Source organism: Chelativorans xinjiangensis, from assembly GCF_009812055.1.
In the GTDB taxonomy this organism is placed as follows: domain Bacteria; phylum Pseudomonadota; class Alphaproteobacteria; order Rhizobiales; family Rhizobiaceae; genus Chelativorans; species Chelativorans xinjiangense.
In genome coordinates this window covers 103,100-118,438 of the sequence record NZ_WQNH01000008.1, presented here as the reverse complement: position 1 = coordinate 118,438, position 15,339 = coordinate 103,100, and the positions used below count along the sequence as shown (strand labels likewise).

General features: G+C 65.1%; 14 protein-coding genes. 11 read left to right on the top strand and 3 right to left on the bottom strand.

Going from position 1 to position 15,339, the window contains the following annotated elements; translation table 11 throughout:
• Positions 1-48: 48 nt before the first annotated feature.
• On the top strand, positions 49-2,250 hold the full coding sequence (locus GM910_RS08070; protein WP_159587004.1) for a putative bifunctional diguanylate cyclase/phosphodiesterase: 2,202 nt from the start codon (positions 49-51) through the stop codon (positions 2,248-2,250).
• A gap of 37 nt (positions 2,251-2,287) precedes the next feature.
• Here GM910_RS08070 and GM910_RS08065 read toward each other — a convergent pair whose 3' ends face one another.
• Positions 2,288-3,421 carry an acyltransferase family protein gene (locus GM910_RS08065; protein WP_159587032.1) on the bottom strand — a complete coding sequence of 378 codons (1,134 nt, stop codon included), beginning with the start codon at positions 3,419-3,421 and terminating at the stop codon, positions 2,288-2,290.
• A gap of 149 nt (positions 3,422-3,570) precedes the next feature.
• Between GM910_RS08065 and GM910_RS08060 the strand changes: the two genes are divergently transcribed.
• A complete protein-coding gene (locus tag GM910_RS08060; RefSeq protein ID WP_159587003.1) occupies positions 3,571-5,694 on the top strand; it encodes a transglycosylase domain-containing protein in 2,124 nt (707 codons plus the stop codon).
• 61 nt (positions 5,695-5,755) lie between these two features.
• Positions 5,756-6,517 (top strand): SDR family NAD(P)-dependent oxidoreductase, encoded by a 762-nt coding sequence (locus tag GM910_RS08055; protein WP_425482662.1) that lies wholly within the window; start codon positions 5,756-5,758, stop codon positions 6,515-6,517.
• Positions 6,518-6,562: 45 nt separating this feature from the next.
• On the opposite strand, the gene GM910_RS08050 is transcribed toward GM910_RS08055, so the two are convergent.
• Entirely contained in the window at positions 6,563-7,012 is a 450-nt protein-coding gene (locus GM910_RS08050; RefSeq protein WP_159587001.1) for a baeRF12 domain-containing protein, read from the bottom strand.
• Between the two features lie 221 nt (positions 7,013-7,233).
• Here GM910_RS08050 and cysG point away from each other — a divergent pair, with 221 nt between their 5' ends.
• The 6 genes from cysG (at position 7,234) to rpsU (ending at position 12,355) form a co-directional block, all read left to right on the top strand.
• Complete coding sequence (gene cysG, locus GM910_RS08045; protein ID WP_159587000.1) at positions 7,234-8,673, top strand: siroheme synthase CysG; 1,440 nt, start codon at positions 7,234-7,236, stop codon at positions 8,671-8,673.
• Positions 8,670-8,978 carry a DUF2849 domain-containing protein gene (locus tag GM910_RS08040; protein ID WP_159586999.1) on the top strand — a complete coding sequence of 103 codons (309 nt, stop codon included), beginning with the start codon at positions 8,670-8,672 and terminating at the stop codon, positions 8,976-8,978. The genes cysG and GM910_RS08040 overlap by 4 nt, the downstream gene beginning before the upstream one ends.
• A gap of 18 nt (positions 8,979-8,996) precedes the next feature.
• Positions 8,997-10,667, top strand: coding sequence for a nitrite/sulfite reductase (locus GM910_RS08035; protein ID WP_159586998.1), 1,671 nt, complete (start codon positions 8,997-8,999; stop codon positions 10,665-10,667).
• Positions 10,642-11,394, top strand: a complete 753-nt coding sequence (locus GM910_RS08030) for a phosphoadenylyl-sulfate reductase (RefSeq protein WP_159586997.1) — start codon at positions 10,642-10,644, stop codon at positions 11,392-11,394. The genes GM910_RS08035 and GM910_RS08030 overlap by 26 nt, the downstream gene beginning before the upstream one ends.
• Positions 11,395-11,404: 10 nt before the next feature.
• Complete coding sequence (locus GM910_RS08025) at positions 11,405-11,935, top strand: DUF934 domain-containing protein (protein WP_159586996.1); 531 nt, start codon at positions 11,405-11,407, stop codon at positions 11,933-11,935.
• A gap of 189 nt (positions 11,936-12,124) precedes the next feature.
• Complete coding sequence (gene rpsU / locus GM910_RS08020) at positions 12,125-12,355, top strand: 30S ribosomal protein S21 (RefSeq protein WP_159586995.1); 231 nt, start codon at positions 12,125-12,127, stop codon at positions 12,353-12,355.
• 68 nt (positions 12,356-12,423) lie between these two features.
• Here rpsU and GM910_RS08015 read toward each other — a convergent pair whose 3' ends face one another.
• On the bottom strand, positions 12,424-12,666 hold the full coding sequence (locus GM910_RS08015) for a hypothetical protein (RefSeq protein ID WP_159586994.1): 243 nt from the start codon (positions 12,664-12,666) through the stop codon (positions 12,424-12,426).
• Between the two features lie 278 nt (positions 12,667-12,944).
• Here GM910_RS08015 and cpaB point away from each other — a divergent pair, with 278 nt between their 5' ends.
• Both cpaB and GM910_RS08005 read left to right on the top strand, forming a co-directional pair.
• Positions 12,945-13,754, top strand: coding sequence for a Flp pilus assembly protein CpaB (cpaB, locus tag GM910_RS08010; protein ID WP_159586993.1), 810 nt, complete (start codon positions 12,945-12,947; stop codon positions 13,752-13,754).
• A 107-nt stretch (positions 13,755-13,861) separates the two neighbouring features.
• Positions 13,862-15,328: a type II and III secretion system protein family protein gene (locus tag GM910_RS08005; protein ID WP_246225914.1), complete on the top strand. Its 1,467-nt coding sequence runs from the start codon at positions 13,862-13,864 to the stop codon at positions 15,326-15,328.
• Positions 15,329-15,339: the final 11 nt, after the last annotated feature.

Sequence of the window (15,339 nt, the reverse complement as noted above, 5' to 3'; positions counted from 1 at the left end):
AAGTATTCGCCGCTTAGGGCTGAGCAATTGCTCCCCTGAGAGGTTTTCATGCGTCGCTTTTCTCCCGATACCTTGACCTCCCGGATTACCGTGGCGATGTCTCTCCTGGCCGCGTTGGCGGCCGCCCTCTTTATCGGCTTCGCCTTTCTCGCCGCGTTCAAGGCCGACGAAGCAGCCCTCGCGAAACAGAAGATCCTCGTGCGGCAAGGCCTTTCGGCACTGACGACCTCGGTATCACGCGAACAGGAGAGCGTCAGCGTCTGGGACGAGGCGGTGATGCGGACGGCCGCCCGCGACCGGCTCTGGCTCGCGGAAAACCTGGCGAGCTGGATGCACCGCTTCTTCGACCACGACCGCAGCTATGTCGTCGATTCTCGCGACAATCTCATCTTTGCCGCCCGCGCGGGCAAGGCAGTGGAACCGCCAACCTTCCTGAAGGATGAGGAAGCCGCCCGGGAGGTGATTGCGCACGTGCGGGCGCGGCTCAAGATCCGGCCCGGCGAGGATGGCGGCGAAGCCGTGGTGCCGCGCTTCCAGATCGACGGCAGCGATGTCCGCGAGATCGACGGCAGGCCAGCTGTTGTCAGCGCCCGGCCTCTCCTTCCCCATTCCGAGCAGGTCAGCGTGCCCGACGGAGAGGAATATGTCTTCGTCGCCGTAAAGTTTCTGGACGGGCCGGCGAAGGAGGAGGTTGCCCACCACTCCCTGATCTCCGACCTTCACTACGTTCCCGCGCAAAACGTCATACCGCCCCCGGCGAATGTGCCCATCACATGGCGCAACGGGCATCGGATCGGCTATTTCATCTGGGATCCGGACCGTCCCGGCAACACGCTTATCGGTCAGGTCGCACCGTGGGGCGCTTTTGCACTCGTCATCGCGCTTGCGGTGGGGGGCTGGCAGGCACGCGGCCTGCGCCGCGCCTCAAGCGAGCTGCACGCAAGCGAGGCGCGGGCTCGCCACCTCGCCTACCACGATACGCTCACAGCGTTACCCAACCGCGCCCTCTTCGAGGAGCGTCTGGACGCGATCCTGCGCCGAGTCCGGCAAGGAGACGGCGAGGCAGCGCTGCTCTTTCTCGACCTCGATCGCTTCAAGAACGTCAACGACACGCTAGGCCATCGTGCCGGCGACCAACTCATGCGCGAGGCGGCGTCCAGATTGCGGGAGACGGTGGGGAACGCGGGCACGGTTGCGCGCGTGGGAGGCGACGAGTTCGCCATCGTCATCGCATCCGACCGCGCTCATGAGACGGCCGGCGCCGTGTCGGAGCGCCTGCTGACGGCACTTACAGCCCCTTTTCATCTGGGAGAGGATATCGTGCATGTGGGCGTCAGCATCGGCGTTGCCACAGCACCGGCCGCCGCCACTTGCCGAGAAGAACTCCTGCGCAAGGCGGACATCGCCCTCTACGAAGCCAAGAAGCGTGGCCGGGGCCGCTATCAGCTCTTCTCCGACACGATGGACGACATCGTGAAGCAGCGTCAATTGGTGGAAGCGGATTTGCGCAAGGCGCTGGCGAGCGGCGGCGAGCTCGAACTCGTCTACCAGCCTCTCCATTCGGCCGAAGGCGTGCTTACCGGCGTGGAGGCGCTGCTGCGCTGGAACCATCCCGTGCACAAGTCGATCTCGCCGTCTTTCCTGATCACCATCGCCGAGGAGCGCGGGCTCATCGTGCAGATCGGGGACTGGGCGCTTGGGGAGGCCTGCCGCACGGCCGCGCGCATTCCCGTACCATGGATCGCCGTCAATGTTTCACCCGTCCAGCTCCGCGACAGAAACTTCGCCAACCGTTGCCTCGGCATCATCGCACAGCACAACATCGACCCGCGGCGCATCCAGGTCGAGATCACGGAAGCCGTCGTCATCGATGATCCGGAAATCGCCGGCGCCACGCTGCGCAAGCTGCGCGCGGCGGGTGTTCGCGTGGCGCTCGACGATTTCGGCACCGGTTATTCATCGATGAGCTATCTGCGGGACTATCCGCTCGACCGGCTGAAGATCGACCGCTTCTTCGTGCACGCGCTTTGCGAGGGCGCAGAGGGGCGCGCTATCGTCGCGGCGGTGATCGATATGGCCCGCGCCCTGAAGCTCGAGGTCACGGCCGAGGGCGTCGAGACTGCCGAGCAGCACGCGATGCTCAGGGATATGGGCTGCAACGAGATGCAGGGCTATCTCTTCTCGCGGCCGGTCAGCGCAGCCGTCCTTGCCGAGCGCTTCTTCCCCGTCGATTCCGAGCGGCGCGCGTAGAGCAGCGCCACGCAATTCCGGGCCGATACTGCGGCTCCTATTCGGCCGCCATCCGCGCCGGCGCACCGACTTCGTCCTGCCGCTCGATCCGCGCCCACGCCGGCCGCTCGAAGAGGAAACGGCCGTAACCCGACCACTGCACGAGACCGTAGAGCACCACCGGCCCAACCACGCCCGCAAGTGTAACGAGAAGCGCGACGAGCCCGACATCGGCCACCAGCCCCGTCCTCAGGAGAAGGACGCGGGTTGCCGCCATGGGCAGGAAGAAGGCGAGATAGACGACGATCGAATGCGCCCCCAGCCAAGTGAGCCAGTGCATCGGCCTGAGCAGCGAGAACAGCGCCGCCAAGCCGACGATGACGGCGGCACCCGCCAGCCCCAGCAGGAGCGAGACGGCCGGCAGCTCCGAATATCCTCCGGTAGCGCCGGAATTGCCAAGATCGGGCTGCAGCCAAGCCGACAGCGCGGCGGGAGCCGGCGTGAAGACGAGAAGCCCATGAAGCAGCGCCCAGGCAAGGCAGAACGCAAGGAAAACGCCGGGCCGCGCGCGCACCCAGGCGGCGAAGGCGAAGACATGGGACGCGAAAGCGTAGCCGACGAAGAGATAGACGTAACGGCCGCAGAACTCGTCGATGACGATCGAGCCCGTATGGATGGGGAGCGCCTCCAACAGTGCCGCTCCGGCGAAGACGAGCCACACGGGAAGCGCCTTGACGAGCCGCGTGAAGACGAAGAAGACCGGCAGAAGATAGATGAACCAGAGCGTGCCGAACGGTTCGACATAAGCCGTGACATAGGCGCCGACCGCGCGGCCCCAGCCCTCTTCCATTGCGATCGCCGGGGCTTTGAAGGCGAGCTGGATCGTCAGCCACAGCACATAGAAATACGCGAAATGCAGCACCCGGCGGTCGAGAAAGCGCCGCCAGGGGCGGTCGATGACGAGGCCCAGGAACAGGCCGGATATGAGGAAGAAGTCCGGCATGCGGAAGGGGCGGGCGAAAGCCACCACCCAATGCATGAAGCCTTCGCGCCCCGCCGCCAGCTCCACGCCCAGCGTCGAATGCATCATGACGACCATGATGATGCATAGGCCCTTGGCGGCGTCGACCCAGTCGACGCGCGACCGTTCGGGTGTATCGGTTGGTTCCTGCAATGCCGCGTCTCCCGCCATCCTTTCGCGCATGATAGCGCACGCGGCCATTGGAACGGTTAAGCGCCGGGCGCGGCTGAAAAGAGGCTTAACGGCCCCTTAAATACCCGCAGCTAGCGTGCATCGCAGCGTGAGCCGCACTGACGGCGGCGGACGAGGATGAAGAACACATGGCCAGGCGCAAGGGAAAACGGCGGATAGAGCCGACATTCAGCGCCCCCGCCTCAAAGCGCGGGCGCGCGCCCTCGGTCAGCCGATCCGACCGCGTGTTGCCGTCCGCACGTCGAAAGACGAAGCGGAGATCCTCCAGGCGGCGCACCGGGCGCGCCCGGCGGCGCGGTTTCTTCGGCTTTCTGCGCGGCTTCGTTTATTGGTCGCTGGTGCTGGTCCTGTGGGCGGGCATTGCCGGTGCGGCAATCGCCGCCTTCTACGGCGCCCAGATGCCGAGCGCCACCACCTGGACCATCCCGGACCGACCGCCCAACGTGAAGATCGTTTCCGCCGAAGGCAGGCTTATCGGCAATCGCGGCATGACGGGCGGCGAAGCCGTCGGACTGCATGAGATGTCGCCGTATGTGCCGCAGGCCGTCATCGCCATCGAGGACAGGCGCTTCTACTCCCATTGGGGCGTCGATCCCATCGGGCTTGCCCGCGCCATGGTGGAAAACCTCATGCAGCGGCGCCTCACTCAGGGCGGCTCCACCATCACCCAGCAGCTGGCCAAGAACCTCTTCCTGGAACCCGACCGCACCATAAAGCGCAAGGTGCAGGAGGTGCTGCTGGCCCTCTGGCTGGAGCAAAAGCATTCGAAGAACCAGATCCTGGAGATGTATCTCAACCGCGTCTACTTCGGCTCCGGTGCCTACGGCGTGGAGGCAGCCTCGCGGCGCTATTTCAACAAGCCCGCCCATGATGTCACGCTCGCGGAAGCCGCCCTTCTGGCGGGCCTCCTGAAGGCGCCTTCGCGATTGTCGCCAGCGCGCGACCCGCAGGCCGCTGAAGAGCGCGCCCAGGTGGTGCTTTCCGCCATGCGCGAGCAGGGCATGATCGGCGACAGCCAACTCACCGCCGCCATCAGCGCGCCGGCCACCCGCGCCGCCGCCTACTGGACAGGCTCGCAGCACTACGTCGCCGATCGCGTGATGGAGGAACTGCCGGGTCTCATCGGCAATATCGAGGAAGACGTCATCGTTCATACCACGGTCGATCTCGGCCTGCAGAAGCTGGCGGAAAAATCCATCCGCCAGCTGATAGACGAGAAGGGCAAGGAGCTTGCGGTGAGCCAGGGTGCGCTCGTCTCGATCGACGGCTCAGGCGCGGTGCGCGCCATGGTCGGCGGTTACGATTATGCCAACAGCCAGTTCGACCGTGCATCGGAAGCGCGGCGTCAGCCCGGCTCCGCGTTCAAGCCCTTCGTCTATATGGCCGCTCTCGAACAAGGTCGCACGCCGCAAAGCGTGCGCAACGACGCGCCCGTGAAGATCGGCAAATGGACGCCGTCCAACTACAAGGATAAGTATTACGGCCGCGTCACGCTGGCCGAGGCGCTGGCCCGCTCGCTCAACTCGGTGGCCGCCCAGCTCGCCATGGAAGTGGGTCCCGAGGCCGCAGTCGAGGTCGCCCACCGCATGGGCGTCGAATCGAAGCTGACGGCCAACGCCTCCATCGCGCTGGGCACCTCGGAGGTGACCCCCTTGGAGCTGACTGCGGCATACGTGCCATTCGCCAATGGCGGCTATCGGCCCGAGGTGCATTTTATCAGCCGGGTGACCACCACGTCCGGCGCATTGGTCTACGAGCACAAGACGGGAAGCCTGCCCCGCGTGGCAAGCCCCCAGGTCGTCGGCATGATGAATGCCATGATGGCCGGCACGATTGAATACGGCAGCGGGAGGGCCGCTGCGTTCGGCTGGCCCGCCGCCGGCAAGACAGGCACTACGCAAGGCTCGCGCGATGCCTGGTTCGTCGGCTACACCTCCAATCTGGTCACCGGCGTATGGTTCGGCAACGACGACGCACGTGCGACCAAGGCGACCGGCAGCTCCCTGCCCGCACTTGCCTGGCGCGATTTCATGGCCGCCGCCCACAAGGGCGTCTCCGTTGCCGCCTTGCCGGGAAACTGGCGTCCGGGCCAGCCGGCCAAGCAGCCCGTCCCGCAGCGCGCGGTCGCCGACACCAATGCGCCTCCGACCGTCCCGTCCTCCGCCGGCGGCCGTCCGGTTCCGCCCGCCGACGTCGGAGGACCACGCGAGAAGCGCCAGCTCTCCATCCTCGACATCATCCTCGGCAACTGAGGACGCTCGCAAGACGACTATCGCATTCGCCGCGCACAGCCATTACATAGGCAGGACCTTTATGGAGAGCGCGGTGAGCGACATCGACGACAGAAAGACGCTGGTGCTGACGGGCGCAAGCCGCGGCATCGGCCACGCGACCGTCAAGCGCTTCTCGCGCGAGGGTTGGCGTGTCATCACCTGCTCCAGGCAGCCTTTCGCGGAGGATTGCCCTTGGCCTGCGGGGCCCGAAGACCACATCCAGCTCGATTTGTCCGACCAGGAAGGCGTGGGCATCGCCATCGGCGAGATTCGCCACCGGCTCGCCGCCAATGGCGGCCGGCTCGATGCGCTGGTCAACAATGCCGCCATCTCGCCCAAGCTGGAGGGCGGTAAGCGCATGAATTCGATAGACACGCCCATGCATGTCTGGCGCGATGTCTTTCAGGTGAACTTCTTCGCCCCCATCATGCTGGCGCGAGGCCTTTTCAAGGAGCTTTCCACGGCGCAGGGCTCCATCGTCAACGTCACCTCCATCGTCGGCAGCCGCGTGCATCCCTTCGCCGGCACCGCCTACGCCACCTCGAAGGCCGCGCTCGTCGCGCTGACGCGCGAGATGGCGGCCGACTTCGGCCCGCACGGCATCCGCGTCAATGCCATCGCACCGGGCGAGATCGAGACGTCGATCCTGTCGCCTGGCACCGACAAGCTGGTGGAGACGATCCCGCTGCGGCGCCTCGGCCAGACGGCGGAGGTGGCCGACACGATCTTCTTCCTGTGCTCCGGCAGCGCGTCCTACGTGACGGGAGCCGAGATCCATATCAACGGTGGACAGCACGTTTGAGGCCGCTTTTTCTCCAGCAAGGGGAGGGAAACGGGCAACCGAACCTCATTCCTTCGTCAGAACCCGCTCGATCTCCCACACCGCGTGCTTGGTCAGCGTCTTCGGCACCTCACCTGCCACCCGGTCGCTCACTTCTTTGTGCAGCGACTTGCGAAGGGCGCCCAGCACCAGGGGCGGGGCGACGAGGATGATCTTCTTGAACCGTCCGCGATGGGCGAGGCGATAAAGCCTGTCGGCGATCTCCTCGGCGAAGCGCTCCTTTTCGATGCGGTGCCAGTCGGTCTCGTCGAAGCCGCTCTTGTGTACGGTCGCCGCGTCGAAATAGCGGCCTGGCGCGTCCGTGCCTTGCTGGCGGGTGGGCGGGTTCTTCTCGTGCATCTCGCGCACCACCTCCAGATTGGGATAGAGAGGGTTCCCCTCATTGCGCATGAACAGTGCCTTCTCTCCATCCGCCACCAAAAGCCAGATATTGTGCTCGAGCCGGATTTGCGCCATTTCTCCCTCCTTCGATGACGGCAGCTTGACCTCAGGGGAAACGCGAGGCAAGAGGCCATGTTCCCCACAACGCAACGGCGCGGGGTGGGATGAATTTTCCGCAGCAACGGCGTGAAGCGCAAAAGCGATTGCCCGGGCAATCCTTGGGCGCGAGTGCGTTTCTTCTGAAAATGGCCGTGCGCGGGCACAATCCGGTCCACTGTTAGGAGAACCGTGCACCCATGTCTTTCGAGACGGCAAAGCTGAACGCATTCCCCGTTTTCATGCGCGTCGAGGGCCGGCGCGTCGTGATCGTCGGCGGCGGCGAGGAAGCGCTCGCCAAGGCACGGCTGATGGCGCAGTCGAGCGCGGCGATCGTCATCATTGCCGAGGCGCCCGAACCTGCCCTTGCCGAATGGGCGGCCTCGGCCGGTGCCGAGCTCCTGCGCGTTTCCTATGAGGCGGCGCTTCTCGACGGCGCCACGCTTGTTTTCGCCGCGACCGGGGACGAAGCCGCGGACCGCGCCGTCGTCACGGACGCGCGCGCCCGCTCCATCCCCGCCAATGCTGTGGACCGCCCGGAGCTGTGCGATTTCTTCACGCCGGCGCTGGTCAATCGCGCCCCGGTGGCCATCGCCGTCGGCACGGAAGGCGCGGGGCCCGTACTGGCGCAGATGATCCGCGCCCGCATCGACCGCATGCTCTCCCCCTCGCTGGGCCGGCTCGCCACTCTTGCCGCCTCCTATCGTGAGGCGGTGGAGCGGCAGGTGGCCAAGGGCGTTGCTCGCCGCCGCTTCTGGAACGCGTTCTTCACCGGCAGCCCGGCGCGTGCCGTCGAGGCGGGGGACGCGCACCGCGCCGCTTGGGCCACGGAGAGGCTTCTGCAGAACCAGGGCGTCGAGCCGGGCCATGTCGCGCTGGTGGGCGCGGGACCGGGCGCGGAAGATCTTCTGACCCTGCGCGCCCAACGCCTCTTGATGGAGGCGGACGTCATCGTGCACGACGCGCTGGTGCCCGAAGCCGTGATCGCCATGGGCCGGCGCGACGCCGAGCGCATCGCCGCAGGCAAGCGCAAGGGCTGCCATTCCAAGACGCAGGAAGAGATCAACGACCTCTTGGTGCGGCTTGCCCGGCAGGGAAAGCGCGTCGTGCGGCTGAAGTCGGGCGATCCGCTGGTGTTCGGCCGGGCCGGCGAGGAAATGGCGGCATTGCGCGATGCCGACGTCTTCTACGAGGTCGTGCCGGGCATCACCGCCGCACTTGCCGCCGCGGCCGATTTCAAGCTGCCGCTGACTTTGCGCGGCGTCGCCTCTTCCCTCGTCTTCACCACCGGGCACGACCTGAAGGGCGCGGCGCTGCCCGACTGGGCGAAGCTTGCCATCGATGGCGCCACGGTCGCTGTCTACATGGGCCGCTCGACCGCCGCCGAGGTGGCGGGCCGCCTGCAGGAGGCCGGGCTTTCGCCGGATACGGCCGTCGCCGTGGTGGAAAATGCCAGCCTCGGTGCCCGCCGCCTGTTCCACGGCACTTTGTCCGACCTGCCGGCGCTGGCTGACCGCACGGACCTGACCGGTCCTGTGCTCACTGTTATCGGAGATGCCGTCGCTGGCGCCAATTTCGCGCGATCCGAGCCGCTTGCCGCGCACGCTCATATCCGCGCAAACGAGGAGAGCAAGGGATGAAGCTTCTGACGGCAAACCGGCTGATCGACGGCGAAGTCGTCTGGCTGGCGGCGGACGGCCGCTGGGCCGAGGACATCACCGAAGCCGAGATCGCCCGCGACGAGGAAGCCATCGAACGCCTGGAAAAGACCGGCCGCGAGGCCGCCGCGCGGAACGAGGTTGTCGACGTCAACCTCATCGATGTCGAGTTCGTCGACGGCGCCATCCACCCCATCCGCCTGCGCGAGCGCATCCGCGCGGCCGGGCCTTCCATCCATCCCGATCTTGGCAAGCAGGCGCGCCGCCGCGTGCTCGCGCCGGTCTGAAGAACATCAGGGAAGACCATGTATCGCTACGACGAGTTCGACCACGCCTTCGTCAAGGCCCGCGTCGCCGAGTTCCGCGACCAGGTGGAACGGCGGCTTTCCGGTGAGCTTACGGAAGACCAGTTCAAGCCGCTCAGGCTGATGAACGGCGTCTACCTGCAGCTCCACGCCTACATGCTGCGGATCGCCATCCCCTACGGCACGCTGTCATCGCGCCAGATGCGCATGCTGGGCCATATCGCCCGCACCTACGACAAGGGCTACGGCCACTTCACCACGCGCCAGAACCTGCAGTTCCACTGGCCGGCGCTCAAGGATATCCCGCAGATCCTGGAGGATCTCGCCACCGTCGAGATGCACGCCATCCAGACCAGCGGCAACTGCATCCGCAATGTTACGGCCGACCATTTCGCCGGCGCGGCCGCCGACGAGGTGGCCGACCCGCGCCCTTATGCCGAGATCCTGCGGCAGTGGTCGTCCCTGCACCCGGAATTCTCCTATCTCCCGCGCAAGTTCAAGATCGCGGTGACGGGGGCGGAGCGTGATCGCGCGGCGGTTCAGGTGCATGACATCGGCCTGCACCTCAGGAAGGATGCCTCGGGCCGGCTTGGCTTCACGGTCTATGTCGGCGGCGGGCTCGGCCGCACGCCCATGATCGGCAAGAAGATCCGCGACTTCCTGCCGGAGGAAGACCTCCTGTCATACACCACCGCTATCCTGCGCGTGTACAACCTCCATGGCCGCCGCGACAACAAGTACAAGGCGCGTATCAAGATCCTGGTGCACGAGACCGGCACCGAAGAATTGGCCGCCCAGGTGGAGAAGGAATTCGAGGCGCTGAAGGAAAGCGAACTGAAGCTGCCCGAGGCCGATATCCAGGCCATCGACGCCTACTTCGCGCCGCCCGCCCTGCCGGCGCGGCCCGAGGGTGATGCGGCACTTAAGGCTGCAACGGCCACCGACAGCGGCTTTGCCGACTGGCTGCGACGCAACCTCAACACGCACAAGAACCCGGACTATGCCTCCGTCACGATCTCGCTGAAGGGCATCGGCGAGGTGCCGGGCGATGCGTCGGCCGACCAAATGGACGCCGTGGCCGATCTCGCCGAGCGTTACGGCTTCGATGAAATCCGTGTCAGCCACGAGCAGAACCTCATCCTGCCGCACGTGGCGCGCGCCGACCTGAAGGCGGTGTTCGACCGGCTGGTGGAGATCGGCCTTGCCACCTCCAACGCCGGCCTCGTCACCGACATTATCGCCTGCCCGGGCCTCGACTACTGCGCGCTTGCCAACGCCCGCTCCATTCCGGTGGCCCAACAGATCTCCACCCGCTTCGCGAGCCAAGCGCGGCAGGAGGAAATCGGCGATCTCAAGATCAAGATTTCCGGCTGCATCAACGCCTGCGGCCACCACCATGTCGGCCATATCGGCATTCTCGGCGTCGAGAAGAAGGGCGCCGAGCTCTACCAGGTCACGCTCGGCGGCTCCGGCGACGAGAACACGTCGATCGGCGAGATCGTCGGCCGCGGCTTTGGGCCGGATGAGATCGTCGACGCGGTGGACACCATTGTCGAGACCTATCTGGCGCATCGCCAGGACAAGAATGAACCCTTCCTCGCCGCTTATCGCCGGCTTGGTTCCGCACCCTTCAAGGAGGCTCTTTATGGGCGCGAAGCCAAGGCTGCTTGAGCACGAGATGGACGCGCTGGAAATCGCGGCGTCGCTTGAAGCACGCTTCGGCCATCTCGATGCCGAGGCGATCATCGCGGTCGCCGTCGAGCGCTTCCGCAATGCTGGCGGGATCGCCACCGTTTCCTCGTTCGGAGCGGATTCGGCCGCCCTGCTGCACATGGTCGCGCGTCTCGACAACAGTCTTCCCGTACTGTTCCTCGACACGGGTCAGCATTTCGGGGAGACGCTGGAATACCGCGATCAGCTGGCGGACGATCTGGGTCTGAAGAACCTGCGTATCCTGCACCCCCGATCGGAGGCGCTCGCCGCAACGGACCCGGACGGCATCCTGCACAAGTCGAACACGGACCTGTGCTGCGAGATTCGCAAGGTGGAGCCGATGGCGCGCGCGGTCGAGCCCTATGCCGCATGGTTCACCGGCCGCAAGCGCCACCAGGCCGACACGCGCGCCGAGATGCCGGTGTTCGAGGCTGTCGGTCCGCGCATCCGTATCAACCCGCTCGCGCGCTGGACCACCGCCGACCAGGCCGCCTATATGCGTGCCCACGACCTTCGGGAAAACCCGCTGGTCGCCTACGGCTACCTGTCCATCGGCTGCTTCCCCTGCACCGAGCCGGTGAAGCCCGGCGAGGACGACCGCAGCGGCCGCTGGGCCGGCACCGCAAAGACCGAGTGCGGCATCCACCTGCCGGGGTTCGAGGCCCTGACCTCCTCCGCCGCTTAGGAACAAGACCATGAGTACAAGTGAAACGATAGCGATGACGAGGCTGTGGACCGAGGATGGCTTCCGCGACGACGATTGGAAGCGCGTCGAGGAAGCCGAGGCGCTGGCCGGCAACGGCAACCATATCCTGCCTCTGGAGGCTTTCCTCGCGCTCGAGCCGGCGGCGAGGGAAGATGCACTCCCCCGCCTCGGCGTCGAAATGCTGCCGGGAGAGACGGTGGATCCGCTTTTGCCCTTCCTCGACCGCCTGCCGCTGGTTGCATTGGCCTTTCCGGCCTTCAACGACGGGCGCAGCTATTCCAAGGCTGAGCTCCTGCGCACACGCCATGGTTACCGCGGCGAGCTGCGCGCCACGGGTGACGTGTTGATCGACCAGATCCCGCATATGCTGCGCTGCGGCTTCTCGAGCTTCGAGGTGACGAACGAAACTGCGCTTGCCCGCCTCGAAGCCGGCCGGCGCGGCGGCATTCCGCTCTACTACCAGCCGACCGCCACCGCCTCTCGCCCTGGTAAATACGCCTGGCGCCGGCTGGCTGGCTGAGCTCAGCCCCCGCAAATACGCCCCTTTCGCATTATATTTTGCCCCGAGGGGTGCATCTGGCGTGAATATGGGTATAATCCGCGCCTCTCCGAGTCGTCCGTTCCGGCGGCTTTAGATGCCGCCATCGCGCCCGCTCCCGGCGCCGATCGGATTCGGCCCTCGAAACGCCAACTGAAAGAAGGAAGAACATTGCAGGTTATTGTCCGCGACAACAATGTCGACCAAGCCCTCAAAGTGCTGAAGAAGAAGATGCAGCGCGAGGGTGTTTTCCGCGAGATGAAGGCTCGCCGCTCCTACGAGAAGCCGTCGGAAAAGCGTGCTCGTCAGCGCGCCGAAGCCATCCGCCGCGCCCGTAAGCTGGCGCGCAAGCAGGCTCAGCGCGAAGGTCTTCTGCCCGCCAAGAAGAAGCGCGCCGCTTAAGGCACCGTGCACTGCAGCGGCAGCCTCCAGCCTATTTGCTGCTGACGAAAATTTCCTTGCTTGACAGGTTAACGCTTGCTGGGCTTCCGCCCGGCAGCGGAGTGCTTGCCTCGGCGCTTTGGCTCTTTATCGCCGTCCTCTGCCCGATGCAGCTTGCCGAGGAGTTGCAGGAGCAGCGTCGGTAGCTCCCGATCCAGTTCGAAGCCCGGCAGATGGCGGAGAAACCGCAGATTTTCGACGGTATGAATCTGCTGGCGGATCTGCCTTGCCGCCTGCGATACATCGGCGCTCTTGTTGTTGCTCCGAGGCATCCGTGTCCTCTTGCAATCCTTCTTCCAGCTGGAGGGTAACACCGGCTGGCGAAAATCGTTCCGAAACAACAGGGTAAGCCAGGAAATGCCGTCGGCTAAGGTTAAAATTAGTTAAAATTCGACCGATCGGCGTGCAGCTGCCCCGCCGAGAGCGCACTCTCCCTCTTGCGTCAACTTTTAGTTAATTACGCTTGTAACAGGTCTGTTAACCGTAATTTGACGTTTCCAACACCATTGTTCCCCTGGGCAGCGGATTATCCGCGTGGATGGGGCGAGCAATGAATAAATCCCGCATCGTCATATTGGGGGTGGCCGTCGTCGCGGCCATCGGCGCGGGTTATATGGCCAAGAACCTGACGGCCCCGACACAACAGGTGGTTGTCGATACGGCGCCCGAGCCGCAAATCGATCTCGTCGACGTTATGGTGACTGCTCAGGACGTGCCGATGGGCGAGATGCTGGGCAGTGCCGTGCGCTGGCAGGCTTGGCCGACCGACGCCTTGAATGACAATTTCATCACCCGTGCCGAAGAACCGGACGCCGTGGAGAATCTGCGCAACTCCGTCGCGCGGCTGAACCTCTTTGCAGGCGAGCCCGTCAGGCGCAGCAGGCTCATCGGCGAAGGCCAGAGCTTCATGGCGGCGATCCTGCCGCCGGGAAAGCGGGCGGTGGCAACCCAGATCGCCGCCGACACCTCGGCCGGCGGCTTCATCCTGCCCAACGACCGCGTCGACGTCATCATGACGCGACGCTCCGAGGAAGCATCGGCTGCAGGCGGTTTCGTTACCGAAACGATCCTTGAGAATATTCGGGTTCTGGCAATCGACCAAACCATCCAGGAGGACGAGGAAGGGCGCCGCGTCAAGGTCGGCGAGACGGCCACACTCGAGCTCTCGCCCGAGCAAGCGGAGGTCATCACCGTCGCCCAGCAGATGGCGGACCGCCTTACCCTCGCATTGCGCTCCGTCGCCGATGCCAACGAGGACATCGGCGACAACGGGCTTTACCTCGTCAACGGGCTGGGCCGGGGCAACACCGTGCGCCTCATAAAGTCGGGTGAAGTGTCCGTCGTAGGTACCCGCAAATGAGCAGGAGCGAGAGCATGCCTATCAGCATCGACCGGCGGGCCACGAAAGGCGGCGTCGGGCTGTCCGCCGTCCTTGCAGCGCTCGCCTGTACGATGTTATCCGCAGCGATGCCCGCGGTCGTTTCCACCGCAGCCGCGCAAGCCACGGTCGGTATCGACGGCACGCGCGCCACACAGCGCGTCAAGCTCGGCCTCAACAAGTCCCTGGTCGTCGACCTGCCGCGCGACGCCTACGACATCCTTGTCGCCAACCCGGCCGTCGCCGACGCCATTACCCGCACGGCGCGGCGCATCTATCTGTTCGGCAAGCAGGTAGGAGAGACGAACATCTTCGTCTTCGGCCCGAGCGGCGAGCAGATCGCCAGCCTCGACGTCGCCGTCGAGCGCGATGTCGCCGGCCTTGAAGACTATCTGAAGCGCTATATCCCCAATTCCGACATCACCGTCGAGCTCATCAATGACAATGTGGTGCTCACCGGAACGGTGGAGACACCGCTCGATGCCTCGCGCGCCGCACAGCTTGCGCAGATCTTCGTCACCGGCGGCGAGGCGACCACGGGTCAGTATTCCCAGACGGCTGCCGCACCGACGGACGGGGGCGGCGTGACCATCAACAACCCGGACAGCCGGCGCCAGCAGAGCCAGATCGTCAACATGTTGCAGATCGTCGGCGAGGATCAGGTGACGCTGAAGGTCACCGTCGCCGAGGTCAGCCGCTCGGTGATGAAGCAGCTCGGCGTGAATATGATCGGCTCCGGCAATGTCGACGGGATAAGCTGGGGCGCCATCAGCGAAAACTCCTACGGGCTCGGCAAGCCCCTTTCTTCGTCGGGCTTGTCGCTCGCCGGATCGACACTCGCCGGATATCTCAATGCCATGGAGCAGTCGGGTGTCATGAAGACGCTTGCGGAGCCGACACTTACGGCGGTTTCCGGCGAAAAAGCCACGTTCAGGGTAGGCGGGGAATTCAACATCGTGACGGGACGGTCGAGCGCCGTCTCCGAAGAGAACCAAGACGGCCAACTAACCTACGACATAGAGCGCCTGGAATATGGCATCGGTCTCGAATTCCAGCCGACCGTCCTTTCGCCTGGCCGCATCAGCCTGAAGATGAGGACCTCGGTCTCCGAGCCGACAACCCAGGGATCGGCCACGCTTGAAGGTTCGGTGTCTCGGAGGCTTCCGGGAATGACCATGATTTCCATCCGCAAGCGCCTCGCCGACACCACGGTCGAGCTTCCTTCCGGTGGCTCCATGATGATCGCCGGGCTCGTACAGGATGACGTGCGGCAGGCCATCAACGGCCTGCCTGGCCTCTCCAAGCTGCCTGTTCTCGGCACGCTCTTCCGCAGTCGCGATTTCGTGCGCAACGAGACGGAGCTGGTCATCATCGTGACGCCCTATCTGGCGCGACCGACGGCGCGCATGGCGCTTGCCAAGCCGGATGACAATTTCAACCCGCCCAGCGACGGCGCGGGCATCTTTCTCGGCCGCGTCAACCGCGTCTACGGGACGATGAAGACCAACCTTCCCGACGGCCGCTACCACGGCGTCGTCGGCTACATCTACAAGTGATCGGAGGCCGG